Origin of the sequence: Alkalicella caledoniensis, assembly GCF_014467015.1 — a bacterium.
Lineage (GTDB): Bacteria > Bacillota > Proteinivoracia > Proteinivoracales > Proteinivoracaceae > Alkalicella > Alkalicella caledoniensis.
This window is the reverse complement of the sequence record NZ_CP058559.1, coordinates 833,073-849,494: the sequence shown is the minus strand read 5'-3', so window position 1 is coordinate 849,494 and position 16,422 is coordinate 833,073. Positions and strand designations below refer to the sequence as shown.

The 16,422-nt window shown below is 36.5% G+C and carries 13 protein-coding genes; all 13 read left to right on the top strand.

Annotation, left to right across the window (positions count from 1 at the left end; genetic code table 11):
* Window positions 1–5 precede the first annotated feature (5 nt).
* The 13 genes from HYG86_RS04195 to HYG86_RS04135 all read left to right on the top strand — a co-directional run bounded on the left by HYG86_RS04195 (window position 6) and on the right by HYG86_RS04135 (window position 16,421).
* Complete coding sequence (locus HYG86_RS04195) at window positions 6–410, top strand: 4Fe-4S binding protein (protein WP_213167693.1); 405 nt, start codon at window positions 6–8, stop codon at window positions 408–410.
* 17 nt (window positions 411–427) lie between these two features.
* Window positions 428–2,596 (top strand): aldehyde ferredoxin oxidoreductase family protein, encoded by a 2,169-nt coding sequence (locus HYG86_RS04190; protein ID WP_213167692.1) that lies wholly within the window; start codon window positions 428–430, stop codon window positions 2,594–2,596.
* Window positions 2,593–2,790: a sulfur carrier protein ThiS gene (thiS, locus tag HYG86_RS04185; RefSeq protein ID WP_213167691.1), complete on the top strand. Its 198-nt coding sequence runs from the start codon at window positions 2,593–2,595 to the stop codon at window positions 2,788–2,790. Before HYG86_RS04190 ends, thiS begins: the two co-directional genes overlap by 4 nt.
* A gap of 137 nt (window positions 2,791–2,927) precedes the next feature.
* Window positions 2,928–3,923 carry a substrate-binding domain-containing protein gene (locus tag HYG86_RS04180; RefSeq protein ID WP_213167690.1) on the top strand — a complete coding sequence of 332 codons (996 nt, stop codon included), beginning with the start codon at window positions 2,928–2,930 and terminating at the stop codon, window positions 3,921–3,923.
* Window positions 3,898–5,442 (top strand): sensor histidine kinase, encoded by a 1,545-nt coding sequence (locus tag HYG86_RS04175; protein WP_246451879.1) that lies wholly within the window; start codon window positions 3,898–3,900, stop codon window positions 5,440–5,442. The genes HYG86_RS04180 and HYG86_RS04175 overlap by 26 nt, the downstream gene beginning before the upstream one ends.
* On the top strand, window positions 5,420–7,024 hold the full coding sequence (locus tag HYG86_RS04170; protein ID WP_213167689.1) for a response regulator transcription factor: 1,605 nt from the start codon (window positions 5,420–5,422) through the stop codon (window positions 7,022–7,024). Before HYG86_RS04175 ends, HYG86_RS04170 begins: the two co-directional genes overlap by 23 nt.
* A 1-nt stretch (window position 7,025) precedes the next feature.
* Window positions 7,026–8,096, top strand: coding sequence for a sugar ABC transporter substrate-binding protein (locus tag HYG86_RS04165; RefSeq protein ID WP_213167688.1), 1,071 nt, complete (start codon window positions 7,026–7,028; stop codon window positions 8,094–8,096).
* Between the two features lie 339 nt (window positions 8,097–8,435).
* Entirely contained in the window at window positions 8,436–9,467 is a 1,032-nt protein-coding gene (locus tag HYG86_RS04160; protein WP_213167687.1) for a sugar ABC transporter substrate-binding protein, read from the top strand.
* Window positions 9,468–9,544: 77 nt separating this feature from the next.
* The gene (locus tag HYG86_RS04155) at window positions 9,545–11,065 is read left to right on the top strand and encodes a xylose ABC transporter ATP-binding protein (protein WP_213167686.1); all 1,521 of its coding nucleotides are present in this window, start codon (window positions 9,545–9,547) and stop codon (window positions 11,063–11,065) included.
* A gap of 35 nt (window positions 11,066–11,100) precedes the next feature.
* Window positions 11,101–12,309 (top strand): sugar ABC transporter permease, encoded by a 1,209-nt coding sequence (locus tag HYG86_RS04150; protein ID WP_213167685.1) that lies wholly within the window; start codon window positions 11,101–11,103, stop codon window positions 12,307–12,309.
* A gap of 237 nt (window positions 12,310–12,546) precedes the next feature.
* The gene (locus HYG86_RS04145; protein WP_213167684.1) at window positions 12,547–13,686 is read left to right on the top strand and encodes a DUF3798 domain-containing protein; all 1,140 of its coding nucleotides are present in this window, start codon (window positions 12,547–12,549) and stop codon (window positions 13,684–13,686) included.
* A 92-nt stretch (window positions 13,687–13,778) separates the two neighbouring features.
* Window positions 13,779–15,380 carry a sugar ABC transporter ATP-binding protein gene (locus HYG86_RS04140; RefSeq protein WP_343064196.1) on the top strand — a complete coding sequence of 534 codons (1,602 nt, stop codon included), beginning with the start codon at window positions 13,779–13,781 and terminating at the stop codon, window positions 15,378–15,380.
* The gene (locus HYG86_RS04135; RefSeq protein WP_213167683.1) at window positions 15,381–16,421 is read left to right on the top strand and encodes an ABC transporter permease subunit; all 1,041 of its coding nucleotides are present in this window, start codon (window positions 15,381–15,383) and stop codon (window positions 16,419–16,421) included.
* Window position 16,422 lies beyond the last annotated feature (1 nt).

Below are 16,422 nucleotides of genomic sequence, written 5' to 3'. Positions count from 1 at the left end.
TAGTTATGAAGTATTTAGCTAAGGATGATAGCCTATGTATCCAGTGTCATGCTTGTGAAGATGTTTGCTCTAAAGCGTATTTTAAGACTGAAGACCCAAGTAAATCATGTATTCGTATTAGTGAAGATGGTCCTGAAATTATCACTACTTGTAATCAATGTGGGGTGTGTATTGATATATGCCCAGTTGAAACCATAGTAAGGGATAATAAAGGGATAGTAAGAATTAAAAAGAAAGACTGCGTTGGCTGTTTTATGTGTGTGGGGTTCTGCCCAGAAGAAGCTATGATGCAGCATGATGACTACATCGAGCCATTTAAGTGTATAGCTTGTGGCCTGTGTACAAAACAATGTCCAACAAATGCCATATTTATAACTGAGAAGGACGAAGATAAGGTAGCAGCTAAATAGTGGAGGGGGGAGCCATAATGATGGATGTTAAAAAAATTAAGGATGAACATGTAACTTTACAAGAATACACATATCAGTTAGGAAATGTCGATAAAGGTTATACTAACAGAACTTTGTATATAAACTTAAGTGAAAACAAAATTAAGACTAAGGAAGTTACACAACAAATGAAGGAAAAATTCATTGGAGGGAAAGGTTTTGGTCTGTGGTATTTGTGGAATGCAGTTACACCACAAACTAAATGGAATGATCCCGAAAATGAGATAGTTATCGCAGGAGGGCCAATATGCGGTATTACCCAATACCCAGGTTCAGGGAAGTCTCTTATCTGCACCATTTCTCCACTAACTGGCATACCAATTGACAGTAATGTAGGAGGATATTTCGGACCATTACTTAAGTTTTCTGGATGGGATGCATTAGAGATACAAGGGAAAGCAGACAAAGATGTAATAATTGTAATCGATGGTAACAACGGTACTGTAAAGATAGAAGAAGCTCCCCTAGAGGCCATAGATGGTCATGTAATAGGTGAGCAACTTACTGAAATGTATGCGGACAGCGAGGAAGATAAGAGAAATGTGGCTGTTGTAACAGCAGGTACCGCTGCAGAGCATACACTTGTAGGACTTTTAAACTTTACTTTCTATGATGTTAGAAGGAAGGTAGCACGCCTTAAGCAAGCAGGCAGGGGTGGTATTGGAACAGTATTTAGAAATAAAAAAATAAAAGCCCTTGTTGTGAAATACCAAGGAGTTAAAGGTAACCTAAATAATCCTGTTGATCAAGGTACAATTAACCAGACGGGTATTAAACTTCATAAAGAGATATGCAAGCTTGACGACAAACAAAATGGCATGAGAAAAATAGGTACAGCAAATATTATTGAGGTTATGGATGAATATGATTTGCTACCTACTCACAACTTTAAGTTTGGAATGCATAAGGATACACATAAAATTTCATCCAAAGTTTTTATTGAAAAATATATTACCCAGGGAATGGCAGATGGTTGCTGGTATGGGTGTTCCATGGCATGTGCAAAGGCAGCTGATAAGTTTGAGTTAAAAACAGGTCCTTACAAAGGGCACTTAGTTACAGTGGACGGGCCAGAATACGAAAACGCTGCAGGTCTTGGTTCAAACTGTGGGATATTTGATCCCCATGTTGTTTTAGAGCTAAATTTCTATTGTGACACATACGCTGTGGATACCATATCCTTCGGTACCATCACAGCATTTATAATGGACTGTTACGAAAACGGCATCATAAACAAAGAAATAACAGGTGGCCTTGAACTAAAATTCGGAAATAGCGATGCTGCCCTTGAACTGTTACACCAAATGTCCCGGGGAGAAGGTTTCGGTAAGGTTGCAGGTCAAGGTGTTCACAGAATGAAGAAGCTTTTTGTGGAAAAATACGGAGCAGATGAAAGCTTCCTAAATGATATAGGTATGGAGCAAAAGGGTCTTGAGTACTCTCAATACTTATCAAAGGAATCATTAGCCCAGCAAGGGGGATATGCCCTTACTAATAAGGGACCTCAGCATGATGAAGCATGGCTTATTTTCATGGATATGGTAAATAACCAAATTCCTACTTTTGATGATAAAGCCGAAGCCCTACATTACTTCCCGATGTTTAGAACATGGTTTGGACTTTACGGTATGTGTAAGCTGCCATGGAATGATATTGTACCTGAAAGCAATGCCCATGCAAATGAACCAGCTAAAATCCCAGAGCATGTACAAAACTATGTGGATATCTGTAATGCAGTTACTGGAAAGAGTATAGATAAAGACCAACTCATAAGGGAATCTGAGAGAGTATATAATTTCCAAAAGGTCTTCAATATTAGAATGGGTAAAGGATTAAGGGTACACGATAGAGCCCCCTATCGTTCCATTGGACCTGTAACTGTGGAAGAGTATGAATCAAGACAGGATAGATATGATAGCCAGTTGAAGGAAATTTTAGGCTATGAAGTAGATGGTAAAACAACCCAAGAGAAGGTAAAGGTGTTAAGGAAATACCGTGAAGAGCAGTTTGAGAAATTACAAGATACTGTATATGCTCGAAGAGGATGGACAAAAGAGGGTATACCCAAGATTGAACATTTAAAGGAAATCGGTATGGACTTACCAGAGGTTCTAGAAGTTCTTGAAAAAGTTGGGGAAACAAAATGATCAAAGTCAATGGCAGGGACTTTCAATGGGAAGAAGGCCTCACTGTTAAGGGACTTTTAGAAAAGAAGAAATACACCTTTCCTAAAATTTATGTAAGGATAAATGATGAACTTATCCCACAAGAAGAATATGCCACCGTGGAAATAAAAGACGGAGACGATGTGAAGGTAATTCATATGATGGCAGGAGGATAAACGAAAGCTGAAAAGCTCGAACCCTAAAATGGGTTCGAGCTTTTTTGTTAATACTTTAGAAGGAAAAAAATGATGTATATAGAATAATATTAAATTAGGAGAAAATTTTTGGTTCGAAGATTTGAGGGGGCGACCTAATGAGTAGGATTAGTAAATTATACCAATTTATTAACAAGCATATAATAATTATCCTTATTGTGCTAATCTCTGTAAACAGTGCTTTTTTGTACCTTTATCAAAGGGAAGATGTTAAAGAACCAGATAAACCTCTTTATCATTTCTACTTTGTAGGACAGAATCTAGTTGATCCTTTTTGGAAGGAAATTCTTAGGGGAGTTCAAGATGCTGCTACAGAGTACGGAGTAGTTGTGGAACATAATGCCCCAAGGTTTAACAATCACCATGAGGAACTAAGGTATCTTGATATAGCTATTACATCTAGGGTTGATGGTATAATAACACATGCGTCAACGGGAGCTGAAGTGACGTCTCTTATCAACAGAGGATATGCCAAAGGGATTCCCATAGTGACCATAGAAAATGACAGTAAAAACAGTAACCGGAGCGCGTTTGTGGGTACAAATAGTTTTGTGTTGGGAAAAGAGGCTGCTCAGCTTATGATTCAAGCCACTGAGGGTGTGGCAAATATTGCAATTATAGTAAGTAGTAATCTAGAATTAGATACAGCAAGCCAAAATCTTAAGTTAAATGGTTTTCTAACTACAATAAAGGACTTTCCCGAAATGAAGGTTTCCCAGGTGTTTACATCACAAATGGGAATTTTAAGTGCAGAGGAGATTACTCAATCCATAATAAATAATCATCCTGACATCGATGCCATATTCACCGCAACTGTTGTGGACACTTTAGGAACTTCACAGCTCATCGTGGACGGTAATAAGATTGGAGACTTCACACTTATAGGCTATGGGGATAGCGAAAATATATTAAGGGATATTTCCATGGGAATAATCTATGGAACTGTTATGAGTGAGCCCTATGAAATGGGCTATGAAAGTGTAAAGGCATTGATAAACGTAAAGGAAAATAACAATGTTTCTACTTTTATAGAAACTGGGGTGAAGGTGATCACCATGGAGAACTTACATGAATACCAACAAGAAAATGACTAAATACATACTCCCTATAACCGGTATAAGAAAAAAATTAGTGGTTTACTATCTTATAGTCACACTGATTTTAGGTGCAACAAGTATATTCTCTTACTACAATGCCAAGCTAGTTTTAGATAAGCTAAATACAATTATAATTGACTATGTTTATCTAAACGAGCTAAATAACGATGTCAATACAATGATGATGGAAGTGGAAAAGTACTTAACAACAAAGTCCTCCGATGCACTACTGGATTATTATACAATATATAACTCCCTAGATGTTAAAGCAAAGAATATTCCAAGGGATAGTAGCTATGATAATGATATTTTAATACTAAAAAATATAGGATACATGATAGATAATTTACTTGTGGAGACAGACCAGGCTGTAAAGGCTAAGAGGGGGCGTATCAGTCACGAATACATAGCACACTTTACTCGCTCCATTGAAATTAGTGAACATATAAAACTGTACATAAATAATCTTCTTACATACAAGCTACAGGAAGGGTCTTCTCAGTATAATTTAATTACTAAGAATATGACTTTCTTAAGCTATATAAACGCAATTATAATTGTTGTTTCTGTAACTCTAAACATATTTTTAGCCTTTATGTTTGCATATAGGTTAACTAAACCAATCATCAAACTTGCCCACTCTGCCGAGAAAATATCCCAGGGTGATTTTGATATACAACCATTCAATATAAAAACAGGGGATGAAATAAGCACTTTGGCCACTGCCTTTGAGAAAATGGTTGTAAATATAAAAACTTATATTGATGAGATAAAAAAACAGGCCGAAATGGAAAAAAAGCTTAAAGTACAAGAGATGGAAAATTTTAAAATGAAGAGTTTATTAAGGGATGCTGAACTTAAGGCCTTACAGTCTCAGATAAACCCCCACTTTTTATTTAATACCTTTAACGCAGCTGGACAACTGGCAATGATGGAAGGGGCTGACAATACTTCTGAGTTTATAGAAAATATAGCCCAGTTGTTTAGATATAACCTTCGAAAACTAGATGAAGCCGTAACCTTAAAGGATGAAATAAACTACTCACAAAATTATATGTATATATTAAAGACTAGGTTTGGAGACAAGATAGATTTTACCTTAGATGTAGATGAGCACTTGTTAAACATAGAAACACCATGCGCTATAATTCAGCCAATAGTGGAAAATGCTTTTATCCATGGTATAGAAAACTTAGAAAAAAGTGGTGAAATAAAGCTAACAGTTAATGAAAGTGATGGAATAATCCGAGTAGAAGTAGAAGATAACGGTATTGGGATAGACGAAAGTAAGATAAAAACTATCATTTCCCCAGGGGGTTCTAAAAAGAATACAGGGAAACATGCCAGTGGTATAGGTATACACAATGTAATTGACAGACTGAGATTGTTTTATAACAGTAAAAACATCAATGAGGTATTTGAGATAGAAAGCAAAGTAGGTTATGGCACTAAGGTAACTTTAAAGTTACCGTATAAAAAAGGGAGTGCTTTAAATGATCAAACTGTTGATTGCTGACGATGAGCATATTGTTATTCAATCCATAAAATTTATAATCCATAAGTTTTTAGATGATGTTGAGGTAGTTGGTTCTGCAAGTTCAGGAAGGGAAGCCATAGAAAAGGCTTTAGACCTAAAGCCTGACATAATACTTATGGATATTCACATTCCTGGAATAAATGGGATAGAAGCCATAAGGCAAATTAAAAACTCCTACAACGATGCAGAATTTGTAATTATTAGTGCATACGAGTATTTTCAATACGCCAAAGATGCTGTGAATCTAGGAGTTTACGAGTACATAACAAAACCAGTAAACAAATATAAGCTAGTGAATGTGATTAACGATTTATCCCAGATTATCTACTCAAAGAAAGAAGCACTAAAAAAAGAAATGATACTAATGGAAAAAATGAATACTATAATCCCCCATCTCGAAAGTCAATTCATCCATTCACTTTTGTTCAATAGTAATACTGTGGACGATCTATCCTTTTATGAAGAGATTTTCGGTATGAAGTTAAGGTATGGCTATGCCATGGTGGCTACAGTAAAAAACCATGAAGCTTGTACAAAAACAGATACTATAAGTATAAGTCTATTAAAACAAAAATTTTACGACATGTTTTCCATGCAACTAAAAAATATATGTCCTTGTTTGATAGGGCCTCCACTTTTAGATAGGGTTGTGGCATTTATACCCATGGACGAGAAAACAGATGCCTATGATTTGCGAAATATATCAATATCCTATGCAAATAAGCTAGGGGAAAAAATTGCACGCAATGTAAAAATACCTTTCGAAATTGGCATAGGTAAAGGTTACAACATAGAATTATTCACAAAATCCTATAAAGAAGCATCTAAATCAGTAAACAGTGGTAAGGGAGAAACAGTCACCCATTTTGAGGATTTTCATGGAGTGCTAGCACAGCAAGACAACTACCCTATACATAAAGAGAAGCTTTACTTAGATAAATTATCCACAGGTGATCTTAAGGGTGTTCTTGAAATATTTGAAGAGCTATTTTTGTGGCTTACAGCTAACAACCCAAATGATGTCAATAAAATAAAGTCCAAGCTAATAGAACTAATAATAATATCTCAAAGGACTGTAAATAGAGACGTTCAAGATGATAGTCTACTAGATAGTGAGTTTTTGATACAGCTATTAAGTATAGACGACCCTAATGAGATTAAATTGAATTACATGAACTACTTAAAGAACTTACTTGTAAATGTGGAGGAGAAAAAGAGCAAAAAGCTAAATGGATTTATTATAAAGGCTTTAGAATATATAGATGAAAACTACCAGCACAATCTAACATTAGATGATGTGGCAAAGGAAATCAGTATGAGTTACCATCACTTTAGCAAATTTTTTAAGGAGTCAACAGGGAAAAATTTCGTTGATTATATTACAGAGTTAAGGATTGAAAAGGCAAAAATGGTATTAAAAGATAAAAATGCCAATGTAAAGGAAGCGTGTTATGAGGTTGGTTATACCGACCCCAACTATTTTAGTAAACTGTTTAAAAAGGCAACAGGGATGACACCAACTGAGTATAGAGCAAATTCCATATCACGAGGGGTGATGTAAATTGGCTGATAAAAGACTATTGCGGGGGGCATTAGTAGCTATACTTTTTACAGTTTTTGTTACCTTGACTGTTAGAGTAGTTCAAGTTATTTACACAGATTCATCGAACTCTAATGAATTCGGGGATGATAAAAGAATCAAAGTTGGTTTTTCCTTAGGAACTTTAAAGGAAGAACGTTGGATTAAAGATAGGGATATCTTGATGGCAAAAGTTAAGGAGATGGGTGCAGATATTATAGTTCAGAATGCTAATAATGATGATCAGGACCAGTTAAAACAAGTAAGGTATCTCCTAGGACAAGATATAGACGTATTGATCCTTGTGCCAAATGATCACAATAAAGCTGTTGAGGCAGTGGAATTAGCAAAAAAAAATGGAGTAAAGGTTATATCCTACGATAGACTGGTACTTAATTCAAATGTTGATTTGTACATTTCCTTTGATAACACAAGGGTTGGAGAAATAATGGCACAATATGTTTTAGAGAATTCTCCTGTTGGTAGCAATATTTTGATTGTAAACGGAGCAACCAGTGATCATAATACAATGATGATTAAACGAGGATACGATAAAGTCCTTAAAAGCAAAGTTGCTGAAGGTGCTGCCAGTATAATAAAAGAGGAATGGGCTCCAAACTGGATGAAGGAATATGCCTTTAATATAACTGATGAGCTATTAAGGGAAGGTGCTAAAATTGACGCAGTGATTGCGGGAAATGATGGTCTTGCAGATGGTGTTATAGAGGCACTGTCCCTTTATAGGACTGCTGGAAACACTTTGGTAGTAGGACAGGACGCAGATCTTGTTGCATGTCAAAGAATTGTGGAAGGCACACAGCATATGACAGTGTATAAACCCATTGAGAAACTTGCAGGTGCCGCTGCTTCCATGGCCATTCAGCTAGCTAAGGATGGACCTCTCACTAATATAGTAAACACAATAAATGATGGAACCTATAATGTTCCTTACTATAAATTAGAACCAATCCCTGTAAACATACATAATTTAGAGGAAACCATAATCAAGGACGGCTTCCATATGGTGGATGAAATTTATAGAAACAATAACTAAAAACCAATGAAATTGGCCTAGCCAATTTCATTGGTTTTTAGTTTATCTGTAGGGGCAGGGATCCGAACCCTAAGCATGTCCAACTATAGTATTTTTTTGTTTACAAAAATTTACTAGTTAGTAGATTTTAGTTTTTAGTCACACAAAAAAGTAAAGGTATGAACAAAATGTTACCCGAGATAATCAGTCTCCCTAAATAACTGCTATAGTATAATTTCATTAAGAAGGACAGGGGTTATATTAGCTTAAGTCATTGGCTTTCAATTGTTTGTTTAACTGTTGTAATACAATAGGCATTAAAATAATGTCCTATGTATATAAAAAAAGGGGGAAAGTGAAATGAAAAAGAGTAAGATTATAGCACTGTTTTTAGTTAGCTTACTAGCATTAGGTCTGTTCGCTGGTTGTACTTCCAGTGATACAGATGGTGACGATGATGAAAAAGTTATCAAAGTAGGTTTATCTCTTCCAACTCAAAGGGAAGAAAGATGGGTTAGAGATAAAGAAAAAATGGAAGCAGTTGCTGCTGAATTAGGTATTGAACTTATCGTAAGAGTAGCAGATGCTAACATGCAAGAGCAGATTACTCAAGTTGAAGCATTGTTAACACAAGGTATTGATGTACTAATCTTGGCTCCACACGATGCAGCTGCAGCAGCGTCACTTGTAGACAAAGCAAACGCTGAAGGTGTTCCAGTTATATCCTATGACCGTCTGATTGCTAACACAGACAAGTTAGATGTATATTTATCATTTGACAATGTAAGGGTTGGTGAGTTACAAGGTAAATTCATAACTGATTTAGTACCTGCAGGAAAATACATCATTATGTCTGGTGCTCCAACAGACAACAACGCTACTTTATTTAAGCAAGGCGCTATGAAATACATCCAACCACTAATTGATAGTGGTGACATCGAGGTAATTGCTGAGCAAGCTGTTGAGAACTGGGTTCCAGAAAATGCACTTCAAATAGTTGAAGCAGCTTTAGCTGCAAACAACAATGAAGTAGATGCTATACTAGCTCCAAACGATGGTACTGCTGGTGCAGCTATCCAAGCTTTAATAGCTCAAGGTCTAGGTGGTCAAGTGCCAATAACTGGTCAAGATGCTGAGAAAGCTGCTGCTAAGAGAATCGTTGAAGGTACTCAATCTATGACAATTTTCAAAGATACAAGGGATCTAGGGGAAAAAGCCATCGAAATAGCTATCAAATTAGCTAAAGGTGAGAATGTTTCTACTAATGCTACAGTGAATAATGGAACTGTAGATGTACCATCAGTTCTTCTTGAAGCAACTGTTATTACTGAAGACAACATTAGAGAAGTTCTTGTTGGAAGTGGCTATATCACAGAAGCAGATCTTAACTAATAGTTTAACTTAGGGATAATCATAGGAGGAATAGCTTAAAAGTTATTCCTCCTATTTTTAGAAAGGTGGATTGCTCTATGTCAGAATATATACTGGAAATGAAGGATATGGTGAAAGAGTTTCCAGGGGTTAAAGCACTGGATAAAGTTAACTTCAAACTTAAAAAGGGTGAAATACACGCTCTGGTAGGAGAAAATGGAGCAGGAAAATCTACACTAATGAAAGTCTTAAGTGGTGTATATCCCCATGGAACCTATCAAGGGGAAATTTTAATAAATGGTACTGAACAAAAATTCCAAAATACCAAGGACAGCGAATCTGCTGGTATAGGAATAATCTATCAAGAACTCACATTAGTAAAGCAGATGAGTATCTGCGAAAATATATTTTTAGGAAGCGAAATTGGGAAATACGGTATTATTGATTGGAACGAAGCTACAACACAAACAAAAAAACTCCTTAAGGAAGTTGGTCTTACTGCTAGTCCTGAAACCCTCATTTTAAATTTAGGTATTGGAAAACAACAACTAGTAGAGATAGCAAAGGCCCTTTCAAAGAAAATCAGTGTACTAATTTTAGATGAGCCTACCGCTGCCTTAAACGAAGATGACAGTGAAAATCTCCTTGAGATTATTAGAAACCTCAAAAAAGAGGGAATAAGTTGCATTTATATTTCTCATAAACTTAAAGAAGTTAAAGCTATTGCTGATACCATAACCATACTTAGGGATGGAAAAACAGTTGACACATATCCAAACGATGAAAATGTTACGCAAAACAAGATTATTACTGGCATGGTTGGCCGTGAACTGACACAATTATTTCCCCGTAAACCCCATAATCCTGGTGAAACTGTCCTTGAGGTTAAAAACTGGAATGTCTATAATCCAGAAATTCCTGACAGGAAAATTATAAAGGATATTAGTTTCCAAGCTAGAAGGGGAGAAATCCTTGGAATTTCTGGGCTAATGGGTTCAGGACGTACAGAATTGTTTATGAGTATCTTTGGGGCCTATGGTGTAAATAAGTCTGGTGAGATAATCATAGATGGTAAAAGTGCAAATATAAAAAATCCAGAAGATGCAATTCAAAAGGGACTTTGTTATCTTTCAGAGGACAGAAAAAAGTCAGGGCTTGTATTGATGATGAATATAAAAGAAAATATAACTCTTTCAAGCTTAAAACAGATTTCTTCTGCAGCTGGAATAAATGAGAATGAGGAAATAAAAGTATCGAATCATTATGTTGATGCTTTAAAAATAAGGACTCCATCCATTGAGCAAAAGGCTATGAACTTAAGTGGAGGAAATCAGCAAAAGGTTGTTATAGCCAAATGGTTAATGGCAGCACCTAAAATACTAGTTTTAGATGAACCCACTAGAGGCATAGACGTTGGTGCTAAATATGAAATCTATAATATAATGAACAAATTAGTCGAGCAAGGGGTATGTATTATAATGATTTCTTCTGAATTACCTGAGATTTTAGGTATTAGTGATCGTATACTAGTGATGCATGAAGGCAAAATAACCGCTGATCTAGACTGGCAGAACACAAACCAAGAGCAAATAATGCATTACGCCACAGGCGGAGAATAAACTAGGATTAAAGATTTAGAGGAGGTTTGATTTTTATGCAAAGCAAAACAAACATAAATGATCGCAATCCATTGGAAATTATTAAAATATCCCTAAACAATAACATAAAGCAGTATATGATGTTTATAGCACTGATAGGTATTATGGTAATATTCTCCCTATTAAGTGATGTGTTTTTCACCCCGAGAAACCTATCAACATTGTTTTTACAGACTGCTCATATAGCCATCCTGACATGTGGGGTTGTACTGGTTATAGTTGCAGGACATATAGATCTTTCCATTGGCGCAGTGGTTGGCTTAACAGGGGCTATTGTAGCCATACTACCGGCCAGATATGGAATTGGTATATTCCCAGCTATTTTAATAACTTTAGCCATAGGAGCTTTAATAGGATTGTGGCAGGGGTACTGGGTTGCATATAGACAAGTTCCCGCTTTTATTGTTACATTAGCAGGCATGATGATTTTCAACGGCTTACTACTTGGTGTTACTAGAGGTGAGACCATAGCTACACAGTCTTCATTTAACAAACTAGGGCAGGGTTATCTCCCTACTATGTTTTTTGAAAGTGGTCCAAGGGATAATATCCCCCATGATACCACAGTAATTATCTGGCTTTTAGTAATCTTAGTATATTTATTCTTTGAGTTTAGAAATCGCAAAGAAAGACTAAAATATGAATTTGAAGTTTTGCCATTAAACTTATTTGTTGCAAAACTAGTGCTAGTAGGTGCATTGATAAGCGCAGTGTTTTACATTATGGCCATGTACCTAGGGGTTCCCTACTCTATTATTTTGTTGATGGCTGTTGGGGCATTTTATACCTTCCTGACCACTAAAACTACTTTCGGAAGACATGTATACGCCATAGGTGGTAACAAGGAAGCAGCAAAACTGTCAGGTATCAATATTAAAAAGAGAACTTTATGGATATTTATATCCTCTGGTATATTAGGAGCACTCGGCGGTATTGTATACACAGCTAGGGTTGGATCAGCTGCTGCATCTGCAGGGCAGGCAATGGAACTAGATGTTATAGCTGCTGCCATCATTGGTGGTACTAGTACCTTAGGTGGAGAAGGAACAATTGTTGGTGCAATAGTAGGTGCCCTAGTAATGTCAACACTTAACAATGGTATGTTATTACTAGACGTGGGAACAACCCAAAGACTTATAGTAAGAGGCTTAGTGTTACTGCTTGCCGTATGGGTTGATATCTCAACTAGAAAGAAAAATTCCTAATTTAAATAGATCCCCTTTTAAAATAACTCCCTATCAATAGGGAGTTATTTTTCATGTTGAAGTACTACTGCAGCTTACAACGTACTTGTAATAAGATTTTAAATGAAAGTTAGCCTACAAAAATAAAAATTAAAATTAAATATTAAAAAACAGAATAATTTGATTAATCCTATAATAAAATATTATAACTCACACGGGGGTGAGCCTAAGATTAATAATATAAAAGGGGGATTGTAAATGTTCAAAAAGTTATTTATTTTGCTGTTAGTAGCTATTATGGCATTGAGTTTAGCAGCTTGTGACACAAGTGATACTGACGACAATGCAGATGGAACATTCAAAATAGGCATCATGACCGGTACTGTATCCCAGGGCGAGGAAGAGTTTAGGATGGCCCAAGATATGCTAGCGAAATATCCTGACATGATAGTTACTACTACCTACCCAGATAGATTTATGCAAGAGGTAGAGACAACCATTACAAACATGATGGCTATGGCTGATGACCCAGATGTCAAAGCTATAGTAATGGTTCAAGCAGTGCCTGGGGCAGCTGCTGCAATAGACAGAGTTAGGGAAGTAAGACCAGATATGTTATTTATACTGGGTGCTCCACAAGAGGATCAAGACTTAATAAAAACAAAAGGGGATATTATCTTAAATACTGACGATTTAGGTAGAGGTGAACAAATTGCTCAACAAGCACATGATATGGGTGCTAAGACATTAGTTCACTATTCTTTCCCAAGACATATGTCCATCGAATTTTTAGCAGTAAGAAGAGACAGAATGAAGGCTGAAGCTCAAAGATTAGGTATGACTTTTGTTGAAGTAGACGCTCCAGACCCAACAGGGGATGCAGGAGTTCCAGGAACTCAACAATTTATCAATGAAGATGTTCCTAGACGTATAGCCGAATACGGTGAAGACACAGCGTTATTTGCAACAAACTGTTCAATGATGGAGCCACTTATCAGACAGACAATTGAACACAAAGGTATATTCCCAGTTCAATGCTGTCCATCTCCATATCATGCATATCCAGCGGCCCTAGCAATTCCTGTTCCTGAAGAGTTCCAAGGTGACTTAGACTATATTCTTACAATGATTGGCGAGAAGGTTGCTGAAGCTGGAGCATCGGGAAGAGTTGCCACATGGCCAGTTCCTGTAAACATGATGTTCATCGAAGCTGGTGTAGAGTACGCTATAGCTTACCTAAACGGTGAAACAGATGGTAGGGTAGACAAGGCAAAACTACAATCCATTATGGAAGAAATTGCTGGCACAAGTGTACAGTTAACTATATATGGTGACGAAGATGATCCTAATGATCCTAAAAACTACTTCCTATATTTATCAGATCATATAGTGTTTTAAAAAACTAAATAAATCTAAAACAAAATAATATAAGGTTGCATTTTTGCAACCTTATATTACCTATATAAAGATTACATAAAGGGGGAGGACCATTGGGCAGAGATAATTATATTTTACAAATGAATAATATAGGGAAAATCTATTATGGAACACGGGTTCTAAAGGACATAAATATATCAATAAAACCTGGAGAGATACATGCCATATTAGGTGAGAATGGAGCAGGTAAGTCAACTCTTATGAATATACTATTTGGGATGCCTGTTATACATTCAACAGGTGGCTTTGAAGGTGAAGTGATTATTGATGGTAAAAAGGTATTAATTAAGTCTCCTGTACAGGCTATGGACTCTGGTATTGGTATGGTTCACCAAGAGTTTATGTTAATACCGGAGTATACTATCACAGAAAATATTAAACTTAATAGGGAAATAACAAAACCAAACATAATAAGCAGTATACTAGGGAAAAAGCTAGAAACCCTAGACTTTGAAAAAATGAATAAGGATGCTAAAAAAGCGTTAAAAACCCTTGAATTGAATGTGGACGAGTGGGCTAAAATAGCGGGACTACCAGTGGGATACATGCAATTTGTTGAAATTGCCCGTGAGATAGATAAAAATAATCTGAAGATACTTGTATTTGATGAACCAACAGCTGTACTTACTGAAAGTGAAGCAAAAAATTTACTAGGTGCCATGAGAACAATTGCTGATAAGGGCATAGCAATTTTATTTATCACCCATAGGTTAGATGAGGTAATGGATGTAGCCGATAGTATCAGTGTTCTAAGGGACGGAAATATGGTTGCAAAAAGAGATAAAAAAGACACAAATGTAATGGAGTTAGCAGAGTTGATGGTTGGTAGAAAAGTAGAAAAGGTTGATAAAGGTGAATTTAATCAAGAAAACAAAAAAGTACTTATGTCCATTAGAGACCTTAAGGTAGAGATGCCTGGAGAAGAGGTTAAGGGTGTTGATTTAGACATTTATAAAGGGGAAATATTAGGTATAGGTGGACTGGCAGGTCAAGGTAAGATAGGTATAGCAAATGGAATTAGTGGCTTTTATCCATCAACAGGTGATGTCACAATAGATGGTGAACAACTAATGCTCAATGACCCTAGGGAATCAATGAAGAAAAATATAGCTTTTGTTTCAGAAGATAGGCGGGGAGTTGGATTGTTACTGAACATGTCCATTGAGATGAATATAGCCATAACTGCCATGCAAAATAAAGATAAGTTTCTAAAGGATTTTGTTATATTTACTCAAAAAGATACAAAGGGTATAAGGCAGCATGCACTTAAATATAAAAAAGAATTAGATATAAGGTGTACAGGTGTAACCCAAATCACTAGAAGGCTTAGTGGGGGTAACCAGCAAAAGGTCTGTATAGCAAGGGCTTTAACCCTTGAACCTAACATATTATTTGTCTCTGAACCAACTCGGGGGATAGATGTTGGAGCAAAAAAATTGGTATTGGACACTTTAGTTAAGTTAAACCAGCAACTGGGTATGACAATAATAATGACCTCCAGTGAATTGGCAGAACTTCGTTCTGTTTGTGATAGGATAGCCATAATAAATCAAGGCAAGTTAGAAGGAATCCTTAAACCAGAGGATAGTGACGTGGATTTCGGATTGATGATGGCGGGAGAGTACCACAACATAAGCAGAAAGGAGGTTAACTAAATGATTGAGAGGTTTCAATCTTTCTATAAAAAAGCCGGGCTACCTAGAATAATAATAGCTGTTTTTTTCTTTATACTCACAGTAACCTCAAGCATCATCGGAATACCCTTTGGTGGACTTATGACAGATGTAATAGTTAGGGTTGCAATGAATGTAGTTTTAGTTTTAGCCATGGTGCCAGGTATACTAAGTGGGATAGGGCCTAATTTTGGATTGCCCTTAGGAATTTTAGCAGGACTTTTAGGGGCCATTATAAGTATTGAAATGGAACTGGTAGGGAGATCAGCCTTTATTGGTGCCATACTTATGGCTATACCACTGGCAGCAATAGTGGGTTGGGGTTATGGTTGGCTTTTAAACAAGGTAAAGGGATCTGAGATGATGGTGGCCACTTATGTAGGTTTCTCAGCGGTGTCTTTAATGAGTATCGGGTGGATGGTACTCCCCATAAAAAATCCAGAAATGGCATGGGCCATGGGAAAAGGTATCAGGACCACCATTTCCCTTGAGGGAAGGTTTCGACATTTACTTAATAATCTTTGGCACTTTAATATAGGGGCATTTAGGGTGCCTACAGGTTTGATTTTGTTCGGGCTCCTTATGTGCTTTATCATGTGGCTAGTATTAAGGAGTAAAACAGGAATTGCTATGAAAACAGTAGGGGACAACCCAAAATTTGCTGTGGCATCGGGGTTAAATGTAGATAAGTACAGAATCATTGGAACTATTTTATCTTCTATACTAGGGGCTATAGGGATTATTGTCTATGCACAAAGCTTTGGATTTTTACAGCTTTACCAAGCACCCATGTTTATGGGTTTTCATGCAGTTGCTGCGGTGCTAATTGGAGGTGCCAATGTAAGAAATGCTACTATAACCCATGTTTTAATAGGAACATTTTTGTTTCAAGGCTTGTTAGTAGTTGCTCTGCCAGTGGCAAATAATTTATTAGAACAAGGAAGCTTGGCTGAAATTACTAGGATGTTAGTTAGTAACGGTATTATTCTCTATGCATTAACTCAAGTAGTCGGAGGTGAGTAGA

Bases quoted from the DNA above. Each gene is read 5' to 3' on its own strand.
- HYG86_RS04195 (WP_213167693.1), top strand. From the start codon at position 6: ATGAAGTATTTAGCTAAGGATGATAGCCTATGTATCCAGTGTCATGCT.
- HYG86_RS04190 (WP_213167692.1), top strand. From the start codon at position 428: ATGATGGATGTTAAAAAAATTAAGGATGAACATGTAACTTTACAAGAA.
- thiS (WP_213167691.1), top strand. From the start codon at position 2,593: ATGATCAAAGTCAATGGCAGGGACTTTCAATGGGAAGAAGGCCTCACT.
- HYG86_RS04180 (WP_213167690.1), top strand. From the start codon at position 2,928: ATGAGTAGGATTAGTAAATTATACCAATTTATTAACAAGCATATAATA.
- HYG86_RS04175 (WP_246451879.1), top strand. From the start codon at position 3,898: ATGAATACCAACAAGAAAATGACTAAATACATACTCCCTATAACCGGT.
- HYG86_RS04170 (WP_213167689.1), top strand. From the start codon at position 5,420: ATGATCAAACTGTTGATTGCTGACGATGAGCATATTGTTATTCAATCC.
- HYG86_RS04160 (WP_213167687.1), top strand. From the start codon at position 8,436: ATGAAAAAGAGTAAGATTATAGCACTGTTTTTAGTTAGCTTACTAGCA.
- HYG86_RS04155 (WP_213167686.1), top strand. From the start codon at position 9,545: ATGTCAGAATATATACTGGAAATGAAGGATATGGTGAAAGAGTTTCCA.
- HYG86_RS04150 (WP_213167685.1), top strand. From the start codon at position 11,101: ATGCAAAGCAAAACAAACATAAATGATCGCAATCCATTGGAAATTATT.
- HYG86_RS04145 (WP_213167684.1), top strand. From the start codon at position 12,547: ATGTTCAAAAAGTTATTTATTTTGCTGTTAGTAGCTATTATGGCATTG.
- HYG86_RS04135 (WP_213167683.1), top strand. From the start codon at position 15,381: ATGATTGAGAGGTTTCAATCTTTCTATAAAAAAGCCGGGCTACCTAGA.